This is a genomic window from Streptomyces sp. NPDC058701, from assembly GCF_042715295.1.
In the GTDB taxonomy this organism is placed as follows: domain Bacteria; phylum Actinomycetota; class Actinomycetes; order Streptomycetales; family Streptomycetaceae; genus Streptomyces.
Map to the genome: position 1 here is coordinate 1 of NZ_JBHXSY010000070.1, position 22,728 is coordinate 22,728.

At 68.2% G+C, this 22,728-nt stretch carries 23 protein-coding genes and 4 pseudogenes; 17 read left to right on the forward strand and 10 right to left on the reverse strand.

From position 1 onward, the window contains the following. The 6 genes and pseudogenes from ACFWW8_RS35935 to ACFWW8_RS35960 all read left to right on the forward strand — a co-directional run. Nucleotides 1-304 (forward strand): transposase (locus ACFWW8_RS35935; protein ID WP_386536417.1); only part of this gene is annotated, 304 nt, incomplete at its 5' end. 7 nt (nt 305-311) lie between these two features. Continuing rightward, a pseudogene (locus ACFWW8_RS35940) lies at nt 312-440 on the forward strand (hypothetical protein); the annotation flags it as partial. A 189-nt stretch (nt 441-629) separates the two neighbouring features. Then, a complete protein-coding gene (locus tag ACFWW8_RS35945) occupies nt 630-1,199 on the forward strand; it encodes a hypothetical protein (protein WP_386536420.1) in 570 nt (189 codons plus the stop codon). Nucleotides 1,200-1,271: 72 nt separating this feature from the next. After that, on the forward strand, nt 1,272-1,790 hold the full coding sequence (locus ACFWW8_RS35950; RefSeq protein ID WP_386536423.1) for a SigE family RNA polymerase sigma factor: 519 nt from the start codon (nt 1,272-1,274) through the stop codon (nt 1,788-1,790). Beyond that, nucleotides 1,787-2,464, forward strand: coding sequence for a hypothetical protein (locus ACFWW8_RS35955; protein ID WP_386536425.1), 678 nt, complete (start codon nt 1,787-1,789; stop codon nt 2,462-2,464). The genes ACFWW8_RS35950 and ACFWW8_RS35955 overlap by 4 nt, the downstream gene beginning before the upstream one ends. 306 nt (nt 2,465-2,770) lie before the next feature. After that, on the forward strand, nt 2,771-4,222 hold the full coding sequence (locus tag ACFWW8_RS35960; protein WP_386536428.1) for a transglycosylase domain-containing protein: 1,452 nt from the start codon (nt 2,771-2,773) through the stop codon (nt 4,220-4,222). A gap of 123 nt (nt 4,223-4,345) precedes the next feature. Here the strand turns inward: ACFWW8_RS35960 and ACFWW8_RS35965 are convergent, their stop codons facing one another. After that, entirely contained in the window at nt 4,346-4,876 is a 531-nt protein-coding gene (locus ACFWW8_RS35965) for a hypothetical protein (protein ID WP_386536430.1), read from the reverse strand. A gap of 686 nt (nt 4,877-5,562) precedes the next feature. On the opposite strand from ACFWW8_RS35965, the gene ACFWW8_RS35970 reads away from it, so the two are divergent. Then, a complete protein-coding gene (locus tag ACFWW8_RS35970; protein ID WP_386536433.1) occupies nt 5,563-6,783 on the forward strand; it encodes a cytochrome P450 in 1,221 nt (406 codons plus the stop codon). 810 nt (nt 6,784-7,593) lie between these two features. Further along, nucleotides 7,594-7,737, forward strand: a complete 144-nt coding sequence (locus tag ACFWW8_RS35975) for a hypothetical protein (protein ID WP_386536436.1) — start codon at nt 7,594-7,596, stop codon at nt 7,735-7,737. Nucleotides 7,738-7,749: 12 nt separating this feature from the next. Here ACFWW8_RS35975 and ACFWW8_RS35980 read toward each other — a convergent pair whose 3' ends face one another. Next, entirely contained in the window at nt 7,750-8,130 is a 381-nt protein-coding gene (locus ACFWW8_RS35980; RefSeq protein ID WP_386536439.1) for a hypothetical protein, read from the reverse strand. A 265-nt stretch (nt 8,131-8,395) separates the two neighbouring features. Continuing rightward, nucleotides 8,396-9,838 (reverse strand): NF041680 family putative transposase, encoded by a 1,443-nt coding sequence (locus ACFWW8_RS35985; protein ID WP_386536475.1) that lies wholly within the window; start codon nt 9,836-9,838, stop codon nt 8,396-8,398. A gap of 230 nt (nt 9,839-10,068) precedes the next feature. Here ACFWW8_RS35985 and ACFWW8_RS35990 point away from each other — a divergent pair, with 230 nt between their 5' ends. After that, the gene (locus tag ACFWW8_RS35990; protein ID WP_386536442.1) at nt 10,069-10,467 is read left to right on the forward strand and encodes a hypothetical protein; all 399 of its coding nucleotides are present in this window, start codon (nt 10,069-10,071) and stop codon (nt 10,465-10,467) included. On the opposite strand, the gene ACFWW8_RS35995 is transcribed toward ACFWW8_RS35990, so the two are convergent. Further along, on the reverse strand, nt 10,462-11,304 hold the full coding sequence (locus ACFWW8_RS35995) for an IS5 family transposase (protein ID WP_386536445.1): 843 nt from the start codon (nt 11,302-11,304) through the stop codon (nt 10,462-10,464). The genes ACFWW8_RS35990 and ACFWW8_RS35995 overlap by 6 nt on opposite strands. A 1,132-nt stretch (nt 11,305-12,436) precedes the next feature. On the opposite strand from ACFWW8_RS35995, the pseudogene ACFWW8_RS36000 reads away from it, so the two are divergent. The 6 genes and pseudogenes from ACFWW8_RS36000 to ACFWW8_RS36025 form a co-directional block, all read left to right on the forward strand. Beyond that, nucleotides 12,437-13,003 (forward strand): annotated as a pseudogene (locus tag ACFWW8_RS36000) (DUF6192 family protein); the annotation flags it as partial. A 95-nt stretch (nt 13,004-13,098) separates the two neighbouring features. Then, nucleotides 13,099-13,416: a RacP protein gene (locus ACFWW8_RS36005; protein ID WP_386536448.1), complete on the forward strand. Its 318-nt coding sequence runs from the start codon at nt 13,099-13,101 to the stop codon at nt 13,414-13,416. Nucleotides 13,417-13,431: 15 nt separating this feature from the next. Next, nucleotides 13,432-13,563 (forward strand): annotated as a pseudogene (locus ACFWW8_RS36010) (transposase); the annotation flags it as partial. Continuing rightward, nucleotides 13,557-14,243 (forward strand): IS5 family transposase, encoded by a 687-nt coding sequence (locus ACFWW8_RS36015; protein WP_386536450.1) that lies wholly within the window; start codon nt 13,557-13,559, stop codon nt 14,241-14,243. The pseudogene ACFWW8_RS36010 and the gene ACFWW8_RS36015, both read left to right, overlap by 7 nt. Before the next feature lie 269 nt (nt 14,244-14,512). Further along, nucleotides 14,513-15,019 carry a SigE family RNA polymerase sigma factor gene (locus ACFWW8_RS36020; RefSeq protein WP_386536453.1) on the forward strand — a complete coding sequence of 169 codons (507 nt, stop codon included), beginning with the start codon at nt 14,513-14,515 and terminating at the stop codon, nt 15,017-15,019. Between the two features lie 11 nt (nt 15,020-15,030). Next, nucleotides 15,031-15,609: a hypothetical protein gene (locus ACFWW8_RS36025; protein ID WP_386536455.1), complete on the forward strand. Its 579-nt coding sequence runs from the start codon at nt 15,031-15,033 to the stop codon at nt 15,607-15,609. 252 nt (nt 15,610-15,861) lie between these two features. Here the strand turns inward: ACFWW8_RS36025 and ACFWW8_RS36030 are convergent, their stop codons facing one another. The 5 genes from ACFWW8_RS36030 to ACFWW8_RS36050 form a co-directional block, all read right to left on the reverse strand. Beyond that, nucleotides 15,862-16,524: a hypothetical protein gene (locus tag ACFWW8_RS36030; RefSeq protein WP_386536457.1), complete on the reverse strand. Its 663-nt coding sequence runs from the start codon at nt 16,522-16,524 to the stop codon at nt 15,862-15,864. Continuing rightward, on the reverse strand, nt 16,521-17,054 hold the full coding sequence (locus ACFWW8_RS36035) for a Rieske (2Fe-2S) protein (protein WP_386536460.1): 534 nt from the start codon (nt 17,052-17,054) through the stop codon (nt 16,521-16,523). The genes ACFWW8_RS36030 and ACFWW8_RS36035 overlap by 4 nt, the downstream gene beginning before the upstream one ends. Nucleotides 17,055-17,121: 67 nt before the next feature. Continuing rightward, nucleotides 17,122-17,697, reverse strand: coding sequence for a DUF6529 family protein (locus tag ACFWW8_RS36040; RefSeq protein ID WP_386536463.1), 576 nt, complete (start codon nt 17,695-17,697; stop codon nt 17,122-17,124). A gap of 150 nt (nt 17,698-17,847) precedes the next feature. Next, nucleotides 17,848-18,912 (reverse strand): tetratricopeptide repeat protein, encoded by a 1,065-nt coding sequence (locus ACFWW8_RS36045; RefSeq protein WP_386536465.1) that lies wholly within the window; start codon nt 18,910-18,912, stop codon nt 17,848-17,850. A 39-nt stretch (nt 18,913-18,951) separates the two neighbouring features. Continuing rightward, nucleotides 18,952-20,058 carry a tetratricopeptide repeat protein gene (locus ACFWW8_RS36050; RefSeq protein ID WP_386536468.1) on the reverse strand — a complete coding sequence of 369 codons (1,107 nt, stop codon included), beginning with the start codon at nt 20,056-20,058 and terminating at the stop codon, nt 18,952-18,954. 495 nt (nt 20,059-20,553) lie between these two features. Between ACFWW8_RS36050 and ACFWW8_RS36055 the strand changes: the two genes are divergently transcribed. Beyond that, on the forward strand, nt 20,554-20,886 hold the full coding sequence (locus ACFWW8_RS36055) for a hypothetical protein (protein WP_386536471.1): 333 nt from the start codon (nt 20,554-20,556) through the stop codon (nt 20,884-20,886). 361 nt (nt 20,887-21,247) lie between these two features. On the opposite strand, the gene ACFWW8_RS36060 is transcribed toward ACFWW8_RS36055, so the two are convergent. Next, entirely contained in the window at nt 21,248-21,604 is a 357-nt protein-coding gene (locus ACFWW8_RS36060) for a hypothetical protein (RefSeq protein ID WP_386536473.1), read from the reverse strand. 743 nt (nt 21,605-22,347) lie between these two features. Here ACFWW8_RS36060 and ACFWW8_RS36065 point away from each other — a divergent pair. Next, a pseudogene (locus tag ACFWW8_RS36065) lies at nt 22,348-22,538 on the forward strand (transposase); the annotation flags it as partial. Between the last annotated feature and the right edge of the window lie 190 nt (nt 22,539-22,728).

Genomic DNA, 22,728 nt, shown 5'->3' on the forward strand with positions numbered 1-22,728 from the left:
GATCGTCGACCGGCACTCGGCCCACCGCTCGAAGACCGTCCGGGACTGGCTCGCCAGCCACAAGGACGAGATCGAGCTGCACTTCCTGCCCTCGTACTCACCCGAGCTGAACCCGGACGAGCTGGTCAACGCCGACCTCAAACGCAGCCTGCCCCACACCCACCGGGCCAGGAACCAGGCCGAACTCGCCGCCGAAACCCGCAGATTCTTCCACAGACGCCAGCGTCAACCACACATCGTCCGCGCCTACTTCGGCGGCCCGCACGTCCGCTACGTCCTCGACGAGAACCCTTTGAGTTTCTGATCAATACAACCCCCGCCGCATCCAGAAGCGACTCGGCTACCTCAGCCCCATCGAATACGAGGAAAAGCACTACGCCGAACAGGCAGCCACCGAACGAGCGAAACTGAACACCCATCAACCCCAACTGCACAACTGATCAACACCTCCCGAACACCGGGGGAAGCTCGCTCTGCAGAGAGGCCGTCGCGTGATACCGGGCCTGGTGTGGTGCACACCACAGGAAATTGTTGGTCCACCGTGTCATCCCCTCGTGCCTAAGGCGGGGTTTCAGAGGGTGGAGAGGCGCCCTCCTCCTGTTAGTGGAACGAAGAGAAGCGAGCAGTTCATGACCTTCATGAAGAAGTGTGTGACCGCCGCGGCTGTCGCTGCCGTCCTGGGTGGGGCGCCGACGCTGGCTCACGCGCTCACGTCGGCCAATGAGCCCGTCACCTCAGTGGCGGCGGCCTCCGCCACCAGCACCTCGGCCAAGGCCGTGGCGCGCACGGTGGCCGTGGGTGAGCGCGTGCAGATCGCGCCGAAGGCGGAACTTTGGCTTACCAAGGACGGCAAGCACTGGTCCACGCCGGACAATACCGATCAGTTCCGCAGCGTAGTCGATGGCAACATCGACATGCATCACGGCAGCGTCAGCCTGCAGGCCGAGCCTGCTGGTGACAGCTACCTGCTGACCGGTGTATATGTGGCCAAGGGAGCAGCCAGCGTCAAGGTGCAGACAGAGAAGGGCACTGTGACCGGTTCCATCGTCCAGCTTGCCGGAGCGAACAACTGGGGCGCCTGGTACGCCACCGCCCCACTGCCGGACAAGGCGATGTCCAAGCAGAAGCAGAACTACATCCGTAGCGTCAGCGTCTATGACGCCGGCGGCAACGTACTGGTCACATTCTCCATGAAGTAGGTACGCCGGCGGGGGCCCATTCGGGCTCCCGCCCCCGGCAGCACCGATATCCGATCCGAAAAGGACAGCGTTGTGAAGCACGAGGGTCCCAGCGACTTCGACGAATTCGCCGCCACCGCCTGGCCCCGACTGGTTCGCACGGCCCACATGCTCACCGGTGACTTTCATGAGGCCGAGGACCTGGTTCAGTCGACCCTGGTCAAGGTCTTCGCCCGCTGGAAACACATACCGCGGGACGACGTTCCCACCTATGTGCGCCGGGCCCTGGTGAATAACAACATCAGCCGAGTCCGCAAGCGGCGCGTCACCCTCCTGCTGATGCCATTCCTGCCGGACACCGTCGACCGGGGCGGCAGTGGTCAGCAGGACAGCGTCGAACAGCGAGACGTCCTTGGCCAAGCTTTGTCTTCCTTATCCGCACGCCAACGCGCCGTCATAGTGCTGCGATACTTCGACGACCTGAGCGACCCGGAAATAGCGACCGTTCTGGACTGCTCGCTGGGTACGGTCAAGACCCATGCCAGACGCGGGCTCGCCGCGCTCCGCGCCCACCCCGCCTTCACACCGTCGCCCACCGGAGCACTCTCATGACCACCCCCTTCGACAGCGACCGGCTACGTGACGCGTTCACCGACGCCGCCCACGACATCTCGCCGTCCCGCGTTCCCCTCGCCGCCATCAAAGCAGCCGGACACGAGCAACGCAGGAAACGCGCCGCAGGACTGGCTGGTGCATGCGTACTCCTGCTGGTCCCGCTCGCAGCCACGGCGGTCGAGTACCTTCCCTCCACCGCATCTCACATCACCGCCACCCCTGCCGCTCCGGCTGTCTCCGCCAGGATGACGGTTCCCAATGAGCGGGTAACGGTCGCGCCAGGGGCGGAACTGTGGCTCACAAAGGACGGCCTGCACTGGTCGACCCCTCAGCAGTTCAACCAGTTTCGCAGCCTCACCGAGGGCAACGTTCCCAACGAAGCCAGCGTCAGCCTATACGCCGAACCCATAGGCGACGTGTTGTTCCTCGCGGGCGCCTACCGGGCCTCGACGGACGCCGCTGCTGTACGGATCGAAACCACAAGTGGCACCGTCAACGGAACCATCGTGCGACTGACCGGAAAAAGCGGATGGGGAGCCTGGTACGCCACCTCTCCACTTGCTCACAGTACAGCGACGCCGCAGCACGGCACGAAGGAGGGCAGTGTCCTGCGCATTACGGTTCTCAACGGCAGCGGCAACACACTCGCCAGCATGGTGCCAAGAGCTTGAGTGCAGTCCAACCACGAAGACGGAATCTCTCCCCCGTATACCCTCCCCCGCATAGGATTCAACATGTCGGAGATAGCGGGCGGCCCAGACGGACCGATCCTGAACCCAGCGTCCGGAACGAGCTCACGCGACCTTCCGGCCGGAAGACACCGGGCACCCCGCGCGCCTCAGCCCCTGCATTTGCGGCGCTGGCGCGTCCTGCGGAGGCTCGCCCTGTCGGCCCTCTTGCTAGTGGTTTCCGCCTGTGCAGCGGCTGTGGTGGCCTACTCACGAGTGAGGATCCCCGAGCCGCACCCGGAGTCGGTTGTGCAGAGCACCGTATTCGTCGATGAGACCGGCGCCCACCTGGGGCGCCGCGGGCCGGTCAACCGGCAGGACGTGAATTTGTCCGATATCCCGCCCCACGTCCAGGAAGCGGTGATCGCCGCCGAGAACCGTTCCTTTCGCAGCGACTCCGGCATCGCGCCTTCCGCTCTATTTCGGGCCGCCCTCGCGACAGCGACCGGCGGGGACCGCCAAGGCGGCTCAACTATCACCCAGCAATACGTCAAAAACGCTCTCCTGACCCCGGAGCAGTCGCTCTCCCGCAAAGCGCGAGAAGCCCTGATTGCCGTCAAACTCGACCGGACCCGTTCCAAAGACGAGGTGCTGAGCGGTTATCTGAACACTGTCTATTTTGGCCGCGGCGCTGCTGGCATCCAGGCTGCGGCGCGCCAGTACTTCGGAGTCGATGCGCAAGTTCTGACCCTTTCCCAGGGTGCCGCGCTGGCGGCGATCATCAACCTCCCGTCCTACTACGAGCGGGCGGGTTCCGACCCTGAGGTGACGGCCATCCTCAAGCGCAGGTGGGCATGGGTGCTGGACGGCATGGTCACCGGCGACAAGCTCACCGACGAACAGCGCAGGCAGGTCGAGTTCCCCACATTCCGCTTCTTTCCGCCGGGACAGACAGAGGGCCAGCGCCAGTACCTGATCGACGTGGCAGCGGCTGAGGCCGCAGACAGGCTCAGCATCAGCCAGGAGGAATTGGCCCGCGGCGGTTACACGGTGCACACAACCTTCGACCTCGCCCTGCAGGACTCGGCCGTCCAATCCGCCCATTCACCGGACGGCACGCCGCGACCGGCCTTGGAACCTGGCAAGGACCGGCTCCACACGGCCGTCGTCGGCATCGTCCCCGGCAACGGGGCGGTACGCGTCCTCTACGGTGGCGCCGACTATGCCCGCCAGCCCTTCAACGACGCCGTGAACGGAACGGTCGAGGCCGGCAGCGCCCTCGCCCCGTTTAAGGGGATCACGCTCGGCGGGCCGCTCGGCGACCTCCAGCGCACGGCCGCCCCCACGCCCCTGGAGATGGGCGCCGCCCACGCGACACTTGCCGCCCAGGGCCGGTATGCGGTGCCCTACACCGTCGCCAAGATCACCCGCGGCGGCCACACCCTCCACACCTCACGTCCGCAGGTTCACACCGCGATGCCGGCGAAGGCCTCCGACACCGCGATACGCCAACTGGCCCTGGTCCCAGACCGGTTCGGTCGCCTCGCAGGGCCTGCGGGCTCCGCCGGGGACCGAACGTCCTGGTCGGTTAGCAGCACTCCCGGGCTCAGCGTCAGCGTCGCCCTATTCTGCGGACAGCCGTCGGCAGGGGGTACGCCCGTGGGACTAAGCAAGCTGACGGGAACACTCCCGCCGTCGCGGTACGCCACCCGGGTAGCGGAAGGCGTACAGCCACCCCGGCCCGCAGCGGGAATCCGCTGACCGACCGATACCACGAGAGGAGCGGAAGGGCCGCTTCTATCGGCCCGGGCCGTGAGGTGAGTTGCGGGTGAGCGGCAACCCGGTGAGGGCGGCGCCGGGCGAGCAGCCGGTCCACGGCCCAGATCACGGCCGCGGCGAGGGCGGCGGCGAACACGACCAGGACCAGAAGGCGGCTGGTGGCGCCTCGGCCTGGCCCCTTTCGGGGAGCTGGGCGGCGAGGAGAATGTGCGGCGTCCAAGAGCCGCCGGCGTCCTCGCTGAGGCGGGCCGTTCGGAGGGTGGGTGCGCCGGGTACGGCCAGAGCTCGGCGTCGGCCGGCGGTGTGGCTGGTCAGTTCGGCGACCGCGTCGGCTAGGGCCTCGGTGCGGGCGACGCGCTCGGGGGCTGCGTCGTCGAGGCCCGGGGCGGTGCCGGCGAGCGCGGTAATTTCCAGGTGGCCGGACAAGGGCGTACTGGCGAGCTCGACCGCGATGGATTGCAAGACGTGGCGGGCCTGGTCGACGTTGCCCTTCAGGTGGAGGATGCCGACGTACTCCAGGTCGACGAGGACCAGGCGGCCGGCGCCGTCCCAACCCAGGGAGACCGGGGCCGGGGAGGGCGCGTCGGCGCCCTGGGGCTCGTCGTGGTCGGCGGGGTCTGGTTGGAGGTGGCGCAAGTCGACAGGTCGGTGCGGCCGGGGATGCCCGTGAAGCGCTTCATCGGCGGGGTTCCTGGTCGAGGTGGAGTTCGACCTTGCGCTCGTGCAGGACGATGGCGGACCACCGGCAGGTCGCGCTCCGCCGCGGCAAGGTTGCGGGCCAGCGTGGGGCAGGGCGGCGTCGAGGAGGTCGAAGTTGGTGGGGTGCTGGGCTGGGCGCGGGCCCTGCTCGGTGGCGGCGGCGCTGCCGGCGGGCATGGGGATGCGGCGGCCGAACCGGCATCGGCGCTGCAGGCGGATGCGGCGGCTGGCGAGCGCGGATGAGGGCGGCGGCCAGGGCGCCGGCTCCCCTCCTGACGCGGCCAGAGGCAAGGGCCTCGTCGGTGTCCTGCAGCTGCTGGGCGATCCGCTTCGCGTTCACGCGACCTGTCGGCGTTGACGGACGAAGGACGTCCGCGATCTCGCCTCACCCGGGTTCGTGCGCCGGAGCGTCGACCCGCACGATGCCCGGCTGCCGCCGGAGCCGAGTGAGCGAGCATGGACCCTTGCGGTCGACACCGCCTGGGCGGGCCGGGCCGTGCGTGGACAAGGGTGCACGACAGGACCTATGGGTACCGGCTACTCATGTCCGGCGCCTGCAGCGAAGGGATCATGAACGCTCCACCAGCCGGCACCGCTGGCGCACCGCCGATGAGGGAGTCCGCGTGTCCGGACCATACGCTCCCCTGTTCAGCACCGCATACTTCCAGGACCCTTTCCCCACGTTCGCCTGGCTCCGCGAGAACTCCCCCGTCCACGAGCTGTCCTTCCCCGTGGGGGACGTGCCCGCGCTGCTGGTGAGTCGCCACGCCGACGTGAAGCAAGTGATGGGGAACAACACCTTCAGTACCCGTCAGGCCGCCTGGTCCAACGCTGCCTTCCGTGCAGCCGGTCTGGTCATCGGGGACGGCGGGGTGTTCGAGAAGTCCATCACCCTCAGCGATCCGCCGGACCACACCCGGATCCGTCGGGTGGTCATGCCGTACTTCGTCCCCTCCCGTGTCGCGTCCTGGCGCCTTTTGGTCCAGGAGAAGGTTGCCGAGCGGCTGCGTGGCTTCGAGGGTGAGGAACGCATCGACGTCATCGAGGACTTCGCCGGCGCGATCCCGATGGAGGTGATCAGTGCGGTCCTTGGCTTCTCGCTGGACGCGCACCTGGGCATCGTCGACGCAGTGGAACGGGCCTTCCCGGCCGACCCGTCGGCGTCCGACGCCTCTCCCAACGTCTTCGACGAGATCTGCGACCTCAGCAGAGCCCTCGTACTGGACAAGGAACGCTCTCCCGCCGAGGACCTCACCTCATTCCTTGTGCATGCCTGGCGAACCGAGGAAAGCCTGTCCCTGGACGAACTCGTGGCTCTCGTCGCCGTCATCATCCTGGGCGGGATCGACACGACCCGCGCCCTGATCGGCAACGCCGTCCTCGCCCTGCTCGACCACCCTGAGCAACGGGAGTTGCTGCGCAGCCACCCCGCCCTCGACGCCCAGGCGGTCGAGGAGTTCCTGCGGCACTCCGGCTCGGTGGTCGTCCCCGTCATCCGGTTCCCGGTACGGGACACCGAGATCGCCGGCGTCCCGGTCGCCGCCGGCACCCCGGTGTTGCCGTGCGTCATGTCGGCCAACCGCGACCCCGCCTCCGTCACCGCACCCGACCGGCTGGACGTGGCACGGACCAGCGTCAAGCACTTCGGCCTCGGGCACGGGATCCACAGCTGCCTGGGGGCCGCGCTCGCCCGGCTGGAGGCCGAGGTCGCCATCCCCGCTTTGATACGCAGCTATCCGGGCATGCGACTGGCCGTGCCCCGGGACGGCCTCGCCTACGTGAACAGCTGGACGCTGCGGGGCCTGACTTCCCTGCCGGTGGAGCCCGGCGGTCGACAGCCCTGACTCACCAGGCTCCCCGAGGGTGTGTTCCGCGTCATGGGCACAGTCTGCTGGCCCTGTCCGAGAGCCCCGTCACGCGGCTCGGACCATCGCCCAACCCATGAATTCCCGGGTCCACCACGCCGTGCACCCCATGCGACGGACCTTCTTGGCGGCCGAGGGCCGGAAGGCCGCACGGACGTGACTACCAGCGCGACACCCGCCTCGACGGGGCCTCGTACGTCCTGTACATCGAGCGGGGTCAAGGGGCCACAGCGTGGCCCGCTTATCGCCGAAGACGGGCACGGGCGCGAACATCACATGGGCGACTGGAAGGTCTTGGCGACGGCCATGACCTGGCCATGATCGCGGTGTGGGGCCCGGCACACGGGAATGGGTTCGGCCGCTCGGTCCGGCCGGGTGGAAAAAGATGGGAGGTGACAGGTGGTGCGGCGGGATCCGAGTGTGCCGGAGAGGTCTCTTCCCAGGCCCGCGGTAGACTCCGCACGTTCAGGGCATGTCCTCCGGATCGATCATCGGCCGGTCATCGAACGGGACCAGGTGCACACGGCCGATCATCAGCGCACTCCCGCGAAGCGGACGAGGAGGGGCCACCTGGCACACACGGTGAAACCGTATCCTCCTGCCCTCCTTCCGTGGTTTTTATCGTCCGCACGGCCTCTGTGCTTCACTGCATCGAAGTGAAGGCTCCCCAGCCGCGTGTCGAGTAAGTAGTCATTTCCCCACTGAGTAGGGCTTACTCATCCCGGGACCGACCGGACGGCGTGACAGTAATCCGAGGCACCCGGCCCGACAGCACCCTCGGAGGCAGCCATGGCGCACCAGGTCGTACCCCGCCACCGGCAACGCGGAGCGCATGCCGCACGGTCCGCACCGCACGACCACCGCCTCCGGATTCTCCTGCTGACGTTCCTCGCCGTCGCGGCCCTCCTGGCGTCCGTGATGGCCGGCCTGTAGGTCTATCCGAGATCACCTGGCCCAGAGCCACTGGTCCAGCTGGTAGGCGGCGAGCATCGCCAGGGGAACCTTGGCCCGCTGCACGTCCTCGTCCTCGATGGTGACCATGGCGTTGTCGCCCGGCGAGCGCATCACCACGTACACCGCGCGGGGCCACCCCGCATCGAGGAACTCCTCCATCACGTCCGGACGCAGGCTCCACACCTGCCCGGTCTCGGCCAGCGTCCAGGGGTCGCTGTCGAGCACCGCGGTACAGACAGCTGCGTAGGCGGCGGCCTCGGGGATCAGGTCCTCCCCCATGAGGACTCGGACGCGTGAGGCGATGAACTGACCGGCGCGGTCGGCACCGATGAGCAGGTCGATGGGCAGTGATTCGGCGTGCACAGGGATCACCCAGCTTCCGTGAGGGGGAGGCGCCGTCGTTCGGCGAGAGCCCGGTGTCGGACCGCTCGGCCCCTTCGGTGGGCCGTCGACGTGCCGAGATACCGTGCTGTCCCCATGGAACCTCTCTTGCGGGGCGGCCACATGGGCAATCACCACTCAACGGGGCGCTGCCGGGGACACCGCGCACGCCGGAGGGGGCCGAGTCCGGCCCCCTCCGTCACTCTTGCACGGGCTGCCGCGTGCACGAGCGGCGCGCCCTCAGCTTGTTCTTTATCTACCAAGATCTTCCGGGCTTGCCGATGGCCTTGAGGGTCTCGGGGCGTTTGACGGTTTTGCCGACGTCGTAGCGGGGTACCCGGTGTTTGTTCTTGGCGCCGGGTGGACGTCCGGGACTCACTCCTCGGGGTTTGGGAACACGGGCCGGGCAGGCGAGGTGAGCGCGGATGTTCCTGAACCCCCGGCGGACCCGGGCCGGGGTGAGCCGGTCGGAGGCAGTGGGTTTCTCCCAGGGCCGGCGGAGGTCCGCGGCAAGTGGCCGGGCGAGCCGGAGCTGAGTGTGAGCGACGATCAGAATCCAGGTCCAGCGGTCCGCCGCCTCGGGAGTGCGGAGCTTCGGAGTCGTCCAGCCCAAGGTCTGCTTCGCGAAGCGGAACGTGTGCTCAAGGTCGAAGCGGCGGAGGAACGCCTGCCAGAAGCGGTCCACGTCGTCCGAGGTGGCGCCGGTCCTGGAGGACCATAACCACACCGGCGGAGCGTCGCGGTCCTTCGACAGGTGCTCGACCTTCAACCGCATCAGCGTTCCTTCGACCAAGGGCAGTTCACCGTCGTGGTCGAGCCATGAGGAGCGGTGGGTGAGCCTTGGGTGGACCCGGTCCCATGCCTGGGTCTCGGCTTTGCCGTAGTTGGTGGTGTCGGTGACCGTGGTGATCGCGGGCTCTGGCCAGGTCTCCGGCTTGGTGAAGCGGAATTCCGGGCCGTGCTTGGGCGGCCGGCCGTTGACGCCGTGCATCCTCGGTGGTTTCGGCAGGCGCATGACTCGGTCAGAGCGGACTCGGCCGACCAGCTCGACAGGGAGGTCGCGCAGGACCAAGGCCAGGCGGGTGACGTCGTAGCCGGCGTCGCTGGCGATCACGATGTCCGGGTCTCCGGCCTGCCACTGGCCGGTGCTGATGAGCCGTTCAACGACTCCTCGGAGCTGGGCGGCGGTGATCGCGGTCGCGTCGTCCTCGGGTCCGAGCCGGACCGCGTTCAGGATCGCGGTCCAGGACGTGGCGCCCGGCTCCATCACTGCCACGAAGGAGTACGGCCAGCCGGGGATGAACTGCGAGGCCGTCTTCGCGCGGCCGTAGACGTGGCAGAACAGCCGATCGGCCGAGCACGGCGCGTCCGAGCGAAGCCACGGCGAGACATCGACGGCCAGGACCAGGCGCCCGCCGTCGAACCGCGGCAAGGGCAGCCCTGCCAGCAGCGTCCGTAACCGGTCGACGTCGATCCGGCCGTGGTTCAGGCCGCCGTACAGCGCTCCGTGCCCACGACGATGCTCGGGCAGCAGCGTCAGGTCCACCGGTGACTTCACCGCGCCGTCCGCGCACAGCACCGCGTCCACGAGCTCGAACAGCTCATCGCGCCGAGTGGTCAGACACTCGTAGAAGTCTCCCCGGAAGCGTGACGCTTCCGCGAACGCTTTCCTCCGGACAGCATCAGACAGCAGACTCACCCTCACGGCCTTCGTCGTGGTCACGTGCACCTTGGTCGGAGCACATGATCAGACGAAGGCCGCCCCCACGTCCGGCGAACCCCCAGGTGAGCGACCCAGTTCGAGACACCGTTCGAGGCCGGTAGATAAAGAGCAAGCTCAAAGAGCGTTTTGTCCTGGCCAGGGCGTTTGATAATTGGCGCGATGTTGGCCGCTTTGGTCGGCCCGTGCCGGCGTGTGAGGATCCGCCTGTGGAGTGTGATGTGTGCGGGCGGTCGATGTGGCGGTGGCCGGTACCACCGACGGCCTGGGAAGAGGAGATCTGGTCCTGTTCCTGGTGCCATGCGGCCACCCATGTGGGCGGCGAGTGGTTCGACATTTCGCGCCCGCCGTATCTGCCCCTGGGGATGCGCTGGGAGAAGGCCGTCGCAGATGGCCTTGCCTCTGGTGTCTCCCACGCGTTCGGCATCTTCGACAAGACGCTGTGCGGCATTCAGGAAGCCGGCATGTCACCGTCCGACTACTCGTGGCTGCCGGAACGGGAAGATGCGTGCGGCGCCTGTCGGGAAGCGGCGAGTCTCATCGATAGCCGCTGGCCGCGGTCGATGAGGAGTGAGGATGCGCGGGTCACCGTGGCCCGGCGGCTATGAGTCCTTCCAGTTCGGAGTCGACCCTCGGGTGAGCCTGCGGCTCATCAGGTCGATCATCGCGAGGTGGATCATCGCTTCGGAGCGATGGGGGTGGGTTTCGTAGTCGCGGGCGAGGCGGCGGTGGTGCATGAGCCATCCGAAGGTCCGCTCGACGACCCAGCGTCGCGGAATCACCTTGAAGCCCTTGTGAGCGGGGTCGCGGCGGGTGATTTCGACGTCGATGCCGAGGCGGGCGCCGTGGTCGATGACCTTGGTGCGGTAGCCCGTGTCGGCCCACGCCTTCGTGACACGCGGATGGTCTGCGGCGATGCTCGAGAGAACCTGAATGCCGCCGACGTTGTCGGAAACGTTGGCGGCTGTGACCAGCACGGCCAGGAGGAGGCCGAGCGTGTCGACGCCGATGTGCCGTTTGCGGCCCGCGATCTTCTTGCCCGCGTCGATGCCCTGGCCGGCCGCGGGCACATTGGCCGAGGTCTTGATGCTCTGGGCGTCCAGGACGCAGGCGCTCGGCTCGGCGTCACGGCCTTCGGCCTCCCGAACCAGTCGCCGCAGGAGACCGTTGAGCTGGTCGAAGACCTCGTCCTTCTGCCAGGCGGCGAAGTACCCGTAAACCGTCTCCCATGGGGCGAAGTCGTGCGGCAGGTACCGCCAGGGGATCCCGGTCCGGTCGACGTAGAGGATGGCGTCCATGATCCGGCGCAGATCGTGTTCGGGCGGTCGGCCGATGTCCAGGCCCTTTCCTCTTCGCTCGGCCCGCCAGGCTGTCAGAGTTGGTTCCAGCAGTTGCCAACGGGCATCGGACAGGTCACTCGGATAGGGCCGCTGCTTACGAGGCATGTTTCTGTAGTACCGATGGCCGCCGCCCTGCCACAGGGCGCAAACCGGTGCGACCGGGGGCGCGTTGGGATCAGACAGGAGCGTAGGGACCGAAACGGGCCCTCGAAGGCCGTCATCCGCCTCACCTGTCACAAAACACGTCTACTGCCCCAGCCGACCCGAAGCGGTCCGTTACCTAAACGGCAATGAAGCACCCCTGTAGGTACAAAACGCTCTTTCAGTGCCTGTGTCTGAGGCCGGCATGACAAGGCGGTGCGGGGCCGGATCGGGTGCGCTTACGGTGACCGCATGGGTGGTGACAAGGTGCCCCGGCTGCGGTTGGTCGTCAATGCGGCCGACGAGGGCGGGCCGCGGTTGTGCCGGGGGTGCGGTGATCCGTTGATGCCCTCGGCGAGGGCGACGGCGGTGTTCTGTTCGTCCGTATGCCGGTCGCGGAGCTGGCGCCGGATGCGGCGGACGAGGGCGCGGGCCGAGGCGGTGACGGCTGGGGAGAAGGCCGAGTGCCCGCAGTGCGGAGTTGAGTGGACAGTCGGGGTCGACCGCCTTGTATCGGCGGTCTACTGCCCTCCCGTCTGCCGCAAACGGGCCTGGCACGGGCGGCGTGCGGGAGAAGGCGGGATGTGAGCCCGCACGTCACCGGGCTGCGGAAGAGCTTCGGGCGCCGGGTCCGTACGCTCTTCCCGCCGGGGGCGAGGTGGTCGGACGCTGCGACGTGGAGAGTTTCCAGGGTGAGTTGACGGCACTGGCCGGGTGGCGTCCCCCGGGGGCTCGTGGCTCGTGGGGTGGTGTCCGGATGACCCGGATGGTCGGGAGTGTGACCCGGCAGCGCTACGACGAGCTCGTGGAGCTGGGCCGGGGCTGGGTCGCGGAGATGAGTGCCGTCCAGTGGCGGCTGGGGGGACGCGGCCAGGGAGATCGAGCCGATGCGCGCCCACGGCGGGGTGAACCCTTCGTTGAGCGAGGAGTTGTTCACCGTCAGCGAGGCCCTGCGGATGTTCGCGGAGGACGTCGGCCTCGCCTACACGACGGTGCGGGGCTACCGGTGGGTGGCCTCGCGCTGGCCCAGGGAGCACCGCCGCGCGGACGTCTCGCACACGATCCATAAGATCCTCGCGTCGATCCGGACGAGAAGGAGCGGTTCGAGACGGTCGCCAGCCCTCCGGCCCATCCACGCGGGCCGGCGCGATGGACGCACGACAGCGCGAAGCGGATCGTGGGCTGGAAGGTCGACGCCCCCGAGAGCGTCCAGGAGAAGGTGGACGCGATCCACGTCCTGGCTGCCGACGACCAGGTCGCGGCGAAGGTGACGACGGACTTCCTGCGCCGGCCCGCGGTCGCCTCGAAGGCGATGGCCGACGACACCGCCCGCCACGCCGTGAACGAGGCGCAGTTTGACCGCTTCCGCCAGGAGGCCGCGTTCGTGCAGGACGAGGCAGTGCCGCTGCCCCAGCTGGCCCGGATGGAGCACAACGTCCAGTTCATGGACCTGGTCGCAGCCTGCACGCAGTTCGTGGTCACCGCGGGCAGGATCGTGCCGAACCTGCGCGGGACGCGGTTCGACGACGCCGAACGCGAGACGGTCCTGCACGGCCTTTCCAGGGTGCGGGCGTCGGTCGACTGGATCGAGAACGCGGTCACCCGCGGCGAGGTCGACCTCGACGAGCAGCTCCAGAAGCTGCTGAAGGGCTCGGGCGAGTAGCCGTGGGGCGGGGCGTTCCCGCTCATGTCCACGCCGAAGCCATCCTGTCCGCCCTCCTGGAAGCCCGCCCCGCCGGCCTGACGATCGTCCAGCTCATGGCGGCCACTGAACGCACCCGCGCGCAGGTCCACACCGGCCTCGGCCATCTGCGCAAGGTCGCCGCCGCAATGGGCCTGCCGCCGATCACGTGGGGCAGGACCTGGGGCTACCGGATGCTGGAGGACGCGCCGGAGATCTGGATCGGCTACGAGCGGGCGTTTTTCGAGTCCACCCACCACCGGATCGTCAACTTCATCGAGGGCACCCTCCTCGCGCACCGCAAGAAGAGGCCCGACGACCCCTACATCCGCGCGGTCATGGCGCAGATGGGCGCGATCGAGTCGACCCTGCACCTCCTTGCCAACCTGGAGTGACCCAGTGATCTCGAATGGGCGCTCCTGGAAAGGCTGTTGCCCACTCCCGCCTGCCGGACGGCCAGAGGCGGGGCTCCGGAGAAGTGGCCCCGCCGGCGTGTCGTCGACGCGATCCGCTACATCACCGACAACGGCGCGAAGTGGCGGGCGCTGCCCGCCACTTCGGCATTCCGTGGCGCACCGTGTTTGGCTACTTCGCCCGCTGGGCGAAGGCCGGAGTCCTGCGGCACATCCTTGACCGCCTTCGCCGGCGGTTGCGTATCCGGCAGCGGCGGTGTCCCTGGCCGGTCCGTGTGATCATTGGCCCCCAGTCCGTCAAGGGCGCCGAGACCGTCTCGAAGGCGACTCGGGGCTACGACGCAAATAAACACATCAATGGGAGGAAGCGGCATCTTCTGGTTGACCAGGACGGCCTCCTCGTCGACCTCCTCGTCACCCCCGCCGACGTCCAGGACCGCGACGCAGCCCGCATCCTCCTCACCCGCCTGCACACCGAACACCCCGAGATCGTGCTGATCTGGGCCGACAACGGTTACGGCGGCGAGGAGTTCGCCACCTGGGCACAGAGCACCCTCGGCATCACCGTCAAGGTCGTCTCCCGGCCCAAGGACGCCAAGGGCTTCGTCCTGTTGCCCAAACGCTGGGTGGTCGAGCGGTCGAATTCGTGGACGATGCGGGCCCGGCGCAACGCGCGGGACTACGAGCGCTTCATGTCCCACGCCGAAGCCCACATCCAGTGGGCCTTCATCACCCTCATGACCCGCCGCCTTACCCGCCGGAAACGCCGAAACGAGGTGGCCTCATCTCCCCTCGCGGCAGTCGCCTGACAATCTCCTCTTTTCCCGAGAGCAGCGGAGATACGCGTAATAGCCGCCACTTCGCAGCATAGCGTGACTTTCACATATCGAGCGTCTGTATACGCTCCGTGATCTGGCCCTGGCCCCGCTACCGGTAATGGGGGGCGTCCACCCGCAGCGCGCGGCCCTCGATCGTGACTGTGACTGGCATCACCCCGGGGCCGTGCATAGCGGCCCCGCCGGTGAGGCCTTTCAAGAAGCACAAGCCCCCGACAAGCAGCGAGGAAGGTGCGTTCCCGGTGAGTCTGTCACCGACCAGCGAGTTCGATGCGTTCGTTGCGGCTCGCCAGTCAGCCCTCCTCCACCTGGCACGGCTGCTCACCGGAGGGGATCGGCATCGTGCCGAAGACCTCCTCCAGGAGGCACTCGTCAAGCTGTGGCTCGCCTGGCGGCGGGTCGGCGACCAGGCCCCGGAAGCGTACATCCGTCGTGTGCTCGTCCGGGCGGCGGCGCGTTCCGCACGACGGCGCTGGTGGAACGAGCGACCGACCGGTGACCTGCCGGAGACGGGCACGACCGCCGATGAGGCGGTCCTGGTGGATGAGCGGACCCGGCTCGAAACGGCGCTGGCCGCGCTCTCGGCCAAGCAGCGTGCAGCCGTGGTCCTGCGCTACTACCAGGACCTGCCCGAGGCCCAGGTCGCCGAGTTGCTGGAGTGCCCGGTGGGCACCGTCCGCTCGCACACGGCACGCGGGGTCGCGCAGCTGCGCCGACTGCTTGGGTCGGTTCTGGAACCGACGGACTGAGGGGATCTGACATGGATGACTTTGAGATGGAGTTGATTCGGATGTTGCACGCTACTCAGGGCGAGGCGCCCTACGGTTCGCAGGAGCGGGAAGAGCTTCACACGGCGATCCGCCGACGGCGCCGTGCCCGGGCCGTCGGCGGCTCCGCCCTGGCGGTGGGAATGCTGGGGCTGGCGGCGTTCATCCTGCCGAACGCCATGGCGGACAGCAGGCCCTCCCCGGCCGTCGTGGCGGCCGCCCCATCGGTTCCGGCAGCACCATCGGGTCAGCCGGCCTCCCCGCCGGCGCAGGAATCGAGTCCGGCTCCGACACCGGGCCAGGAATCCCCCGTGGGAGAGCTGCCGATCAGCCCGCGAAAGCTCCAGGACCTGAAGGTAGGAGACAACCTCAGGCTGCGGGTCTCGGTGTGGCCCGACGACGTTGTCGAACGCACGGTGCGGGTGAGCGTGAGTACCGTCGCCGACGGCCGCCCGTCAGTGACCGTAAACGACGGCAATGATCAGTGGACCTGCCTCGGCGACGGATCCGCCGGCCCTCTCACTTGCGTCACGGGCCAAGCGGCCGTCGCATCCACCGGGCCTCTCAAGTAGCAGGACCCGACGGGTTGCCCGCGTTCGGCCGGCCGCCAGCGGGCGAATTCCTGGCCGTCTGCGGGAACGAACTGCAGGGCCGTTGCGACCCTCACCAAGACCGTCGGCAATCGGCAGGCTCCATACCTGCCGACCTCCCCAGCCCTTTTCCGTTCGGTTCGGCGTCCGTCGGACGCCGAACCGAACGGAAGCAACAATCACGGCTCACCTACATACGTCACGACCTGCGGAAAGAGGATGTGACACAGGCACTCAGGACGCCTTGATGGTGATCTTCTTACCGGCCGGGGACAAGACGTACCAGGTACCCTTCAGGCCCTGGCCCTTGACGTCCCCGGGCCGGGTGTCCTGGGCGAACCAGTAGACGGGCCATCCTCCCAGGGTGGCCTGCCAAGTACCGTCCGTACGCCGGAACGAGCCCACCGCGCCGGCCTCCACGCCCTCACCGGCCGAGGGCTTGTCCTTGGCGTCTTTCAGTGTGAGCGGTTTCCACGCGGTCAGGCACTCCGCGCTCAGGCACACCGATATCGGGGGCGCCGGACTGTCGAGGGTCGACATGTAGAGGGTGCGGCCCTTGCCGTCGACCGCGATCCGGCCCAGAGCGCTGTCCACCACTGCAATGGTTGTGCCCCTGGCGTCTGCGGACGACGGTGCGGCGGGGTCCGGTGCACCGTCGTCGGGAGCCCCCGACGGGTCTTGCGGACCGGGCGAGAGGACCGGCGCACCGGAGGGTGGCAGTGCGCTGTCACCTTCGGGAGCGGCCGGCGGCGCGGCCGGCTGCACCGCGACCGCACCCGGAGTGGGATCCGTGACGGCGTTGCCCACCACGGGGCTGAAGGCCGCCACCGCGACGGTGGCTCCGACGATCCAGAGGGTGGTGGGGAGCCGGTTCATCAGGGACATCTGTGCCGTCACTTCAGGTAGATGGAATCGCCGCTCTGGCGCACGCTGACGGCCTTGAGCGGGGCCTTGGCCGGACCGGCCACGGGCTGCCCGGTCTTCGCGTCGAACTTGCTGCCGTGGCAGGGGCAGTTGATGGTTCCGTCGGCCACCGACTTGACGAGGCAACCGGCGTGCGTGCATACGGCCGTGAATCCGCGCAATTGGCCACTCGCGTCCCTGGTGAGGACCACCTTCTCATTTTCCAAAACCTTGCCGCCGCCCTTGGGGACGTCGGCGGCCTTGGCCGCTGCGGGCCCGGCTTCGGCGGGCGCCGGAGGTGACGCCGCGGGCTGCTCCGCGTCGTCCGGGGGACGGGTCGCGGCCGGGGCCTGTGTGGCGGGCGGTGGCGCGGAGGCGGGCTGCGCGGCCTCGGGCTGCTTGATGACGCAGCCGCTCAACCCTGCGGCCGCGGCGGCGCCGATACCGGCGACGAGGAGGCTCCGGCGGCTGCCGGGCGTTTGACGGGCGCCTGCCTGCGCGGCTTTGGGATCGTGGTCAGGCATGGGTAGGGGAGCTCCAAATTCTCGGGACGACGTGCTGGCGGGGAAGACCGGGCTAAGGCCCTGGGAATCAGAAAAGGGGGGCGTTCGACTGGGAGAAATACCAGACGGAGGCCGTCAGCCACAGACCGATGAGCGCGGTAAACAGCAGGCCACCGAATACGGGAAGGGTCCATTTGGGAAGGCCGTTACTGCGCAGCGCGAGCATTTTCGTGGCGAATGCCCCGTAGAACGCGCAGCCGAGCAACGAATGGACCGTGGTTCGGGTGTCGAACGTGACGAACCCGATGCTCCACAGGCAGTGGTAGGCGACCGGGAGCGTGAGCAGGAACGCGATCGTCCCGCTCCACCGGTGCAGGGGTGCTATGACGGCCGGCGGGGGCCCCCAGCTGCGGACACGCTGCCACATCCACGCCGCACTGATCACCTGGACGACGGCGAGGAGCGCTCCGGCGGTGGCGAGCCACGCCTTCATGGGGGCCATGCCGCTGAAGCCGATGATCAGGGCGAGTGGGCGGCCGGTACCCTCGTGCGTGCTTCCGTACGCCCCGAGCGCCACAGCCACGAAGGCGCCCAAAAGCACTGCCCCCGCCAGTTTTCCGCCGCCCTTCGATTGCAGTGCCGCGGTGTTGTTCTCCGCCGCCATCGATCTGGCCTTTCTTTCGGGTGCATCGATCCGCGGCATACTTCGTGTGTCGCGGAAAACCTGTGGCACATACTGCCGTCGGATTGCCGGGGTCGCCTGAGTAACAACTACCCATGATTTTGATGCCCCCGGGAAAAGTTTGCTCTCCCGTCAATCCGCCGGCTGTTCCAAGGCACGCAGAACGGCGCAGAGGACCGGATGGTCCCCTTCGACGGCGCCGGCGAGGATGTGGCGCGCCCGCTCGTACAGGGCCCGCGCTTCGCCCTCGTTCCCGCGACGCCGGCGGACGAACGCGAGGTTGGCCAACGTGATCGCCAGATCCGGGTGCCGGGGTCCGTGGAGCTGTTCCTTCACCGCCAGTGACTGCGCGAAGTAGTCGTCCGCATCGTCCAGCCGGCCCTCCTGCTGGCTGGTTCCGCCCAGGTTGTGGAGGGCGACGGCGGTCTCCTCGTGCATGGGTCCCCATGTCCGGCGGAACACTGCCAAGGCCTGGTGCAGCAGACTCTCCGCCTCCTGGGTGCGGCCCAGGCCCGCGAGCACCGGGGCGAGTGCAGCACGGTCGAGGGCAACCTGGGGGTGGTGACCGCCCAAGTGGCGTTCGCGGATCTCCAGGGCACGCCGGGCCGGCTCCTCCGCGGCCGCGTAGTCGCCGCGCGCGTGCGCCAGACCTCCGATGTTGTGCCACAGCGAGGCTGCCATCGGACCGTCTTGCTCACCGAGTTCCGACAGGGCCGCCTGCGCACGCCGGTAGCAGGCTTCGGCCTCGTCGAAACGTCCCGTGTACTTCCCGATCATCCCCAACTCGTTGCAGATGTCGGCGACCTCCGCTGGAGCGGGATCCCCCCGCCCGTCTACCAGGCGCAGCGCGTCGCGCAATACACGTTCGGCGACGTCGTACCGGCCCTGGGCACGGTACGTCGCCCCCAACCGGACGTGGATGCGCGTCTTGGCGGGGTCGTCCCACGCGAGACCGAGGGTGAGCGCGTATTCGAAGGCCCGGACGTAGGCCCGCTCCGCCGCGGGGAGGTCACTCGCCGCCGCTGCGACCTCGCCGTGCACCACGGCCACTGCCAGCAGCGCGGTGCTGCTGAGGTCGCGGGCTTCCCGCTCTGCGACCTCCAGGAGCTCTCGGGCCCTGGACACCTGTCCGGCTTCGAGCGCCTGCCGGATGGCGCGCAAGTGCTCGTGGTGCCTGTGCAGGGTTGTGGGTGCCATGGTCTGGTCCCTCGGGTCGTGCGGCCCGGACTCTGCCGGTCAAAGGCCTTGAGGCGCGGTCCGAGCGCGGTCGAGGAGGCGGGCGAGTGCCGCGTCGACGAAGCGGAGCGTGGTCCGGTCGGGATCCACGCTGCGGGTGAGAATCTGGCGGGCCCTGCTGTAGTAGCCGTAGGCACGTTCGTACTCGTGCTGCTTCTTGTGCAGCAGGGCGAGGTTGCTGAGGGTGACGACGAGGCCTTGGTGGTGCGGGCCCAGAACGGCCTGCTGGACCTCAAGAGCGTGCGCGAAGTGCTTCTGCGCGTCCTTGTAGTCGTTCTGGCGGTATGCGAGGCCGCCCAGCAGGTCGTACACCTCTCCGACGGTGGGATGGTCCGGGCCGAAGCAGTGCCGCAGTGCGTCCCTCGCCCCGATGAGGTGGGTCCGGGCCTCCGCATGGTGGCCGGTGGCCATCAGGATCTGGGCCAGGAGAATGCGGTCGGACGCCACGTCGACGTGGGAGTCGCCGAGCGCTTCGCTGTGCATGCGCAGCGCCCGGCGGACATAGCCTTCGGCGCGCCAGGGTTCACCCAGGGACCGGGCCGTGTTACCGATGTGCGCCCAGACGGTGGCGAGCCTCGGGTCGTCGGAGGTGAGGACGGCGGAGAGCAGGGTGAGCGACTGGTTGTGCAGCTTCTCGGCGTCCTCGTATCGGCCCGTGATGCGGGCCAAGACCCCCAACTCGTCGCAGGCGTCGGCCACCTCCTCAGCGGGAGCGGTGGCGGCGGCGGTGTAGGCGCGGTGTGCGTCGGTGAGGATCTGTTCGGCGACGGAGTGGCGCCCCAGGCCGCAGTAGACGGCTCCCAGCCGAACATGGATGCGCAACCTCAGCGGTTTGGCGAAGCGGGGTGAGAGGCCGGACGCCCTTTCCAGGGCGACGCGGTACATCTTCTCCGCCATCGGAAGGTCTCCGACCCGCTCGGCAAACGTGCCATAGCTGAACGCCGTCTGCGCGATGGAGAGTGTGCCCTGCTTGAGGGCCAACGACCAAGCCTGGTCCAACAGTCCGCGGGCATCGTCGAACCGGCATTCCCGCAGAGCGAGCCTCAGCTCGTCCAGGACGGTCGGGTGGCGCGAAGTGCCCGCTGCCGGTACTTGAGCCGCCGTCATCGCGTTCGCCTCCTCTGCATGGCGGCTCCGCACGGTAGGAAACGGGCCGGCCGGGGGTGTGTCCTCCGTCACGGGTTCTGCGCCGATTAGAGCAGCGTGGGATCGAGCGGGGGTGAGTAGTCATTGCTCACCGCGGCGGATAGTGGCGCTGAGCCCCGTGAGTAGTGGCTACTGATGCGCTCCACAGCCACCATCGGACCAAATGGTGCGAGCAGCAGCCTGATCTTCAGGGCTGTCCGTACACGGCAGTCAGGAATCCACATGAGAAGCACCCCTTCGGCATCCCGCGGGGCGGCCCGGTCCGCCTCCCTCGCCCGTGCGGCAGTGGGCGCGGGCGCTGCCGCGGTATTGCTGGCAGCGTTGGCCAGCTGTTCCCCCTCCGCGTCCGACGGGCCCTCCCCCACCCCCTCCGCCGAAACCGCCACCGGCGAATCCGCAAAGACCTCCGTGATTGCCGCGAACGCGTGCGCGGCAATCACCTCTGAGGATCTGAGCGTGGCGACCGGAACGGCCGCTGGCAAGGGAGAGGCCGGTCCCGCGGTGACGGGCGGCATCACCAGCTGCTCCTACGCGCAGCCCCGGTTGCTCGTCCGGCTGAGCACGAAGATCGGCAAGCAGGAGGCGGAGGCGAACAAGGGGCGGCAGCCCGTGCAGGAGCTGCCAGGGCTGGGCGACTCCGCCTATACCTTCACGGACAGCAGCGCGGGTGCACCGCAGACCGTCGTGTCCGTGGTGCGCGGCTCGGCACAGGTCTACCTCCTCTCCGGCAGCATCCCCTTGGGTCAGCTCCAGGAGCTGGCCCGGACGGCTGTCGGACGCTTGGGCTGACCTCGGCACCCCTCAAGGGCCCACGGGACGCCCTGCGCACCCACCCCTCAATGGAAGCGGCGCCGATCCGCGCCGAGCAGTCCGTAGAGTAGGACGTCGGTGCACTTCCCTCTGGACAGTAGGTGCGAGCCCAGCCCCCCCTTCGAATCGGAGCCCCATCCGCTCCTGGAAGCGGGCCGCGGCGACTGACCTGGCACCGCAGCGCGCTGAGACCTCCTTTGAGCCGAGGACCGAAATACCGTGAGCCAGACGTTTGCAGTTCCATGCGTGTGCCGACCTGGCCACAAGCGCGAACGCGGCAACGGAAGCGGTGTTCGCCGCGCACGACGACCTAATCGGCTACTTCTCGGACATCCTGGCCCTACGCGCCAACCGGCCGGGCCCCGGCCTGTGCTCCGACCGCGTCGAGCTGACCGCGGTGAAAGAACTCGAACACGACGAAGCGGTTTCCCTGCTGGCCCTGATCCTCGTCGCCGGGTACGAAACCTCCGCCAGCCAACTCGGCTTCCACCTGCTCGACCTGGCGAGGAGAGCCGGCGCCTACCATGAGTTGCGAGAACGGCCCGAGCGCGTCCCCGAGGCGGTGTCGGACTATCTGCGGACCACCCCGTTCAACATCATCGGAGGTGCTCTGGCGAGGTTGAGTGCCGGTCCGCATCGGTTCGGTGACCGTCCAGCCCGGGGAAGCCGTCCTCCCTTCGACCGACGCCGCGAACATGGATTCGCTATCCCTCAACCCGATGCCAGTGCACCTCTCCTTCGGAGCCGGCGTCCACCGCTGCCTCGGAGCCTGGCTAGCGCAGCTTGTGTTGGAGGAGGCTCTGTTGGGGCTGGTGGAGCGCTATGCAGCGATCAGCCTGGCCGTCCATCCAGACGAGCTTCGTCTCAAGAACGGATCGGTGGGACGCTCGCTCCAGTCGCTCCCCCTGCGCGGCCACCCGGAGAGCATGTAGACGGCGCGTTGCAGTCCGGACCGGTCCGCTCGGCTCCGGACTGCGGGTCGGTGCGCCCACATCTCGGCTGAGGCACACCGCCTTCACCTCGAACCCCCGCTGTGCCGCTTCCGACTGACGGGTCGGTTTGCCGGCCTGTGCCGACGCCGGACTGGTGCAGCAGGGTAGGAGGTACGAATTCCGCTTCCGACCGAGTCAGCACGGCGCCGGGGCAATGCTGGACGACGTGCACCCCTCGATCGTGGCATACCGCCCATCCCTTCACGCCGTGGAAGCGCGGGCAAGGATACGACCGCGTCCACCTGCAACCATGGTCGCTCGGACGTGGCATCAAGCATCGCGCACCCCCGAGGGGCGTCGGCTCCTTGCAGCGACTGGGCCGTCACCACTGGACCATTGATCGCACCATGGCCTGGCTCTCCAGCCGCCGCCTCCACCGCCTCTAGGCAGTGTCTGATGGCTCTTGCGCGGGTGGTGGATCTACTGGTCTTCCGGGCAAGGGTCGGTCATGGTGCATCGGCATGAACTGACGAATGCTCAGTGGGATCGCTAGCTCCGCTGCTACCGGAGAGCGGCTCCTCAGGCGGTCGGTGGGCCGACCACCGGACCGTGGTCAACGGTGTGCTCTACCGGACCCGGACCGGGATTCCCTGGCGTGACCTGCCCGAACGCTACGGTTCCTGGCAGACCGTCTACGAATGATGAATAGGTAGACCTCTCGTTGCGGCGTAGCGCTGGAAGCAGTGGATGATTTCGTGGCATGTCTTGCCTGCAGCGAGACGTCGCTCTAGGTGTGTTGTCCCGGGACGTTGGTGACACGCGTGCTGGGTTCTTGAAACGGGTGAGGGCCTCCGGGTTCGGTGTGGATTGCGACATTCACATCGATCCG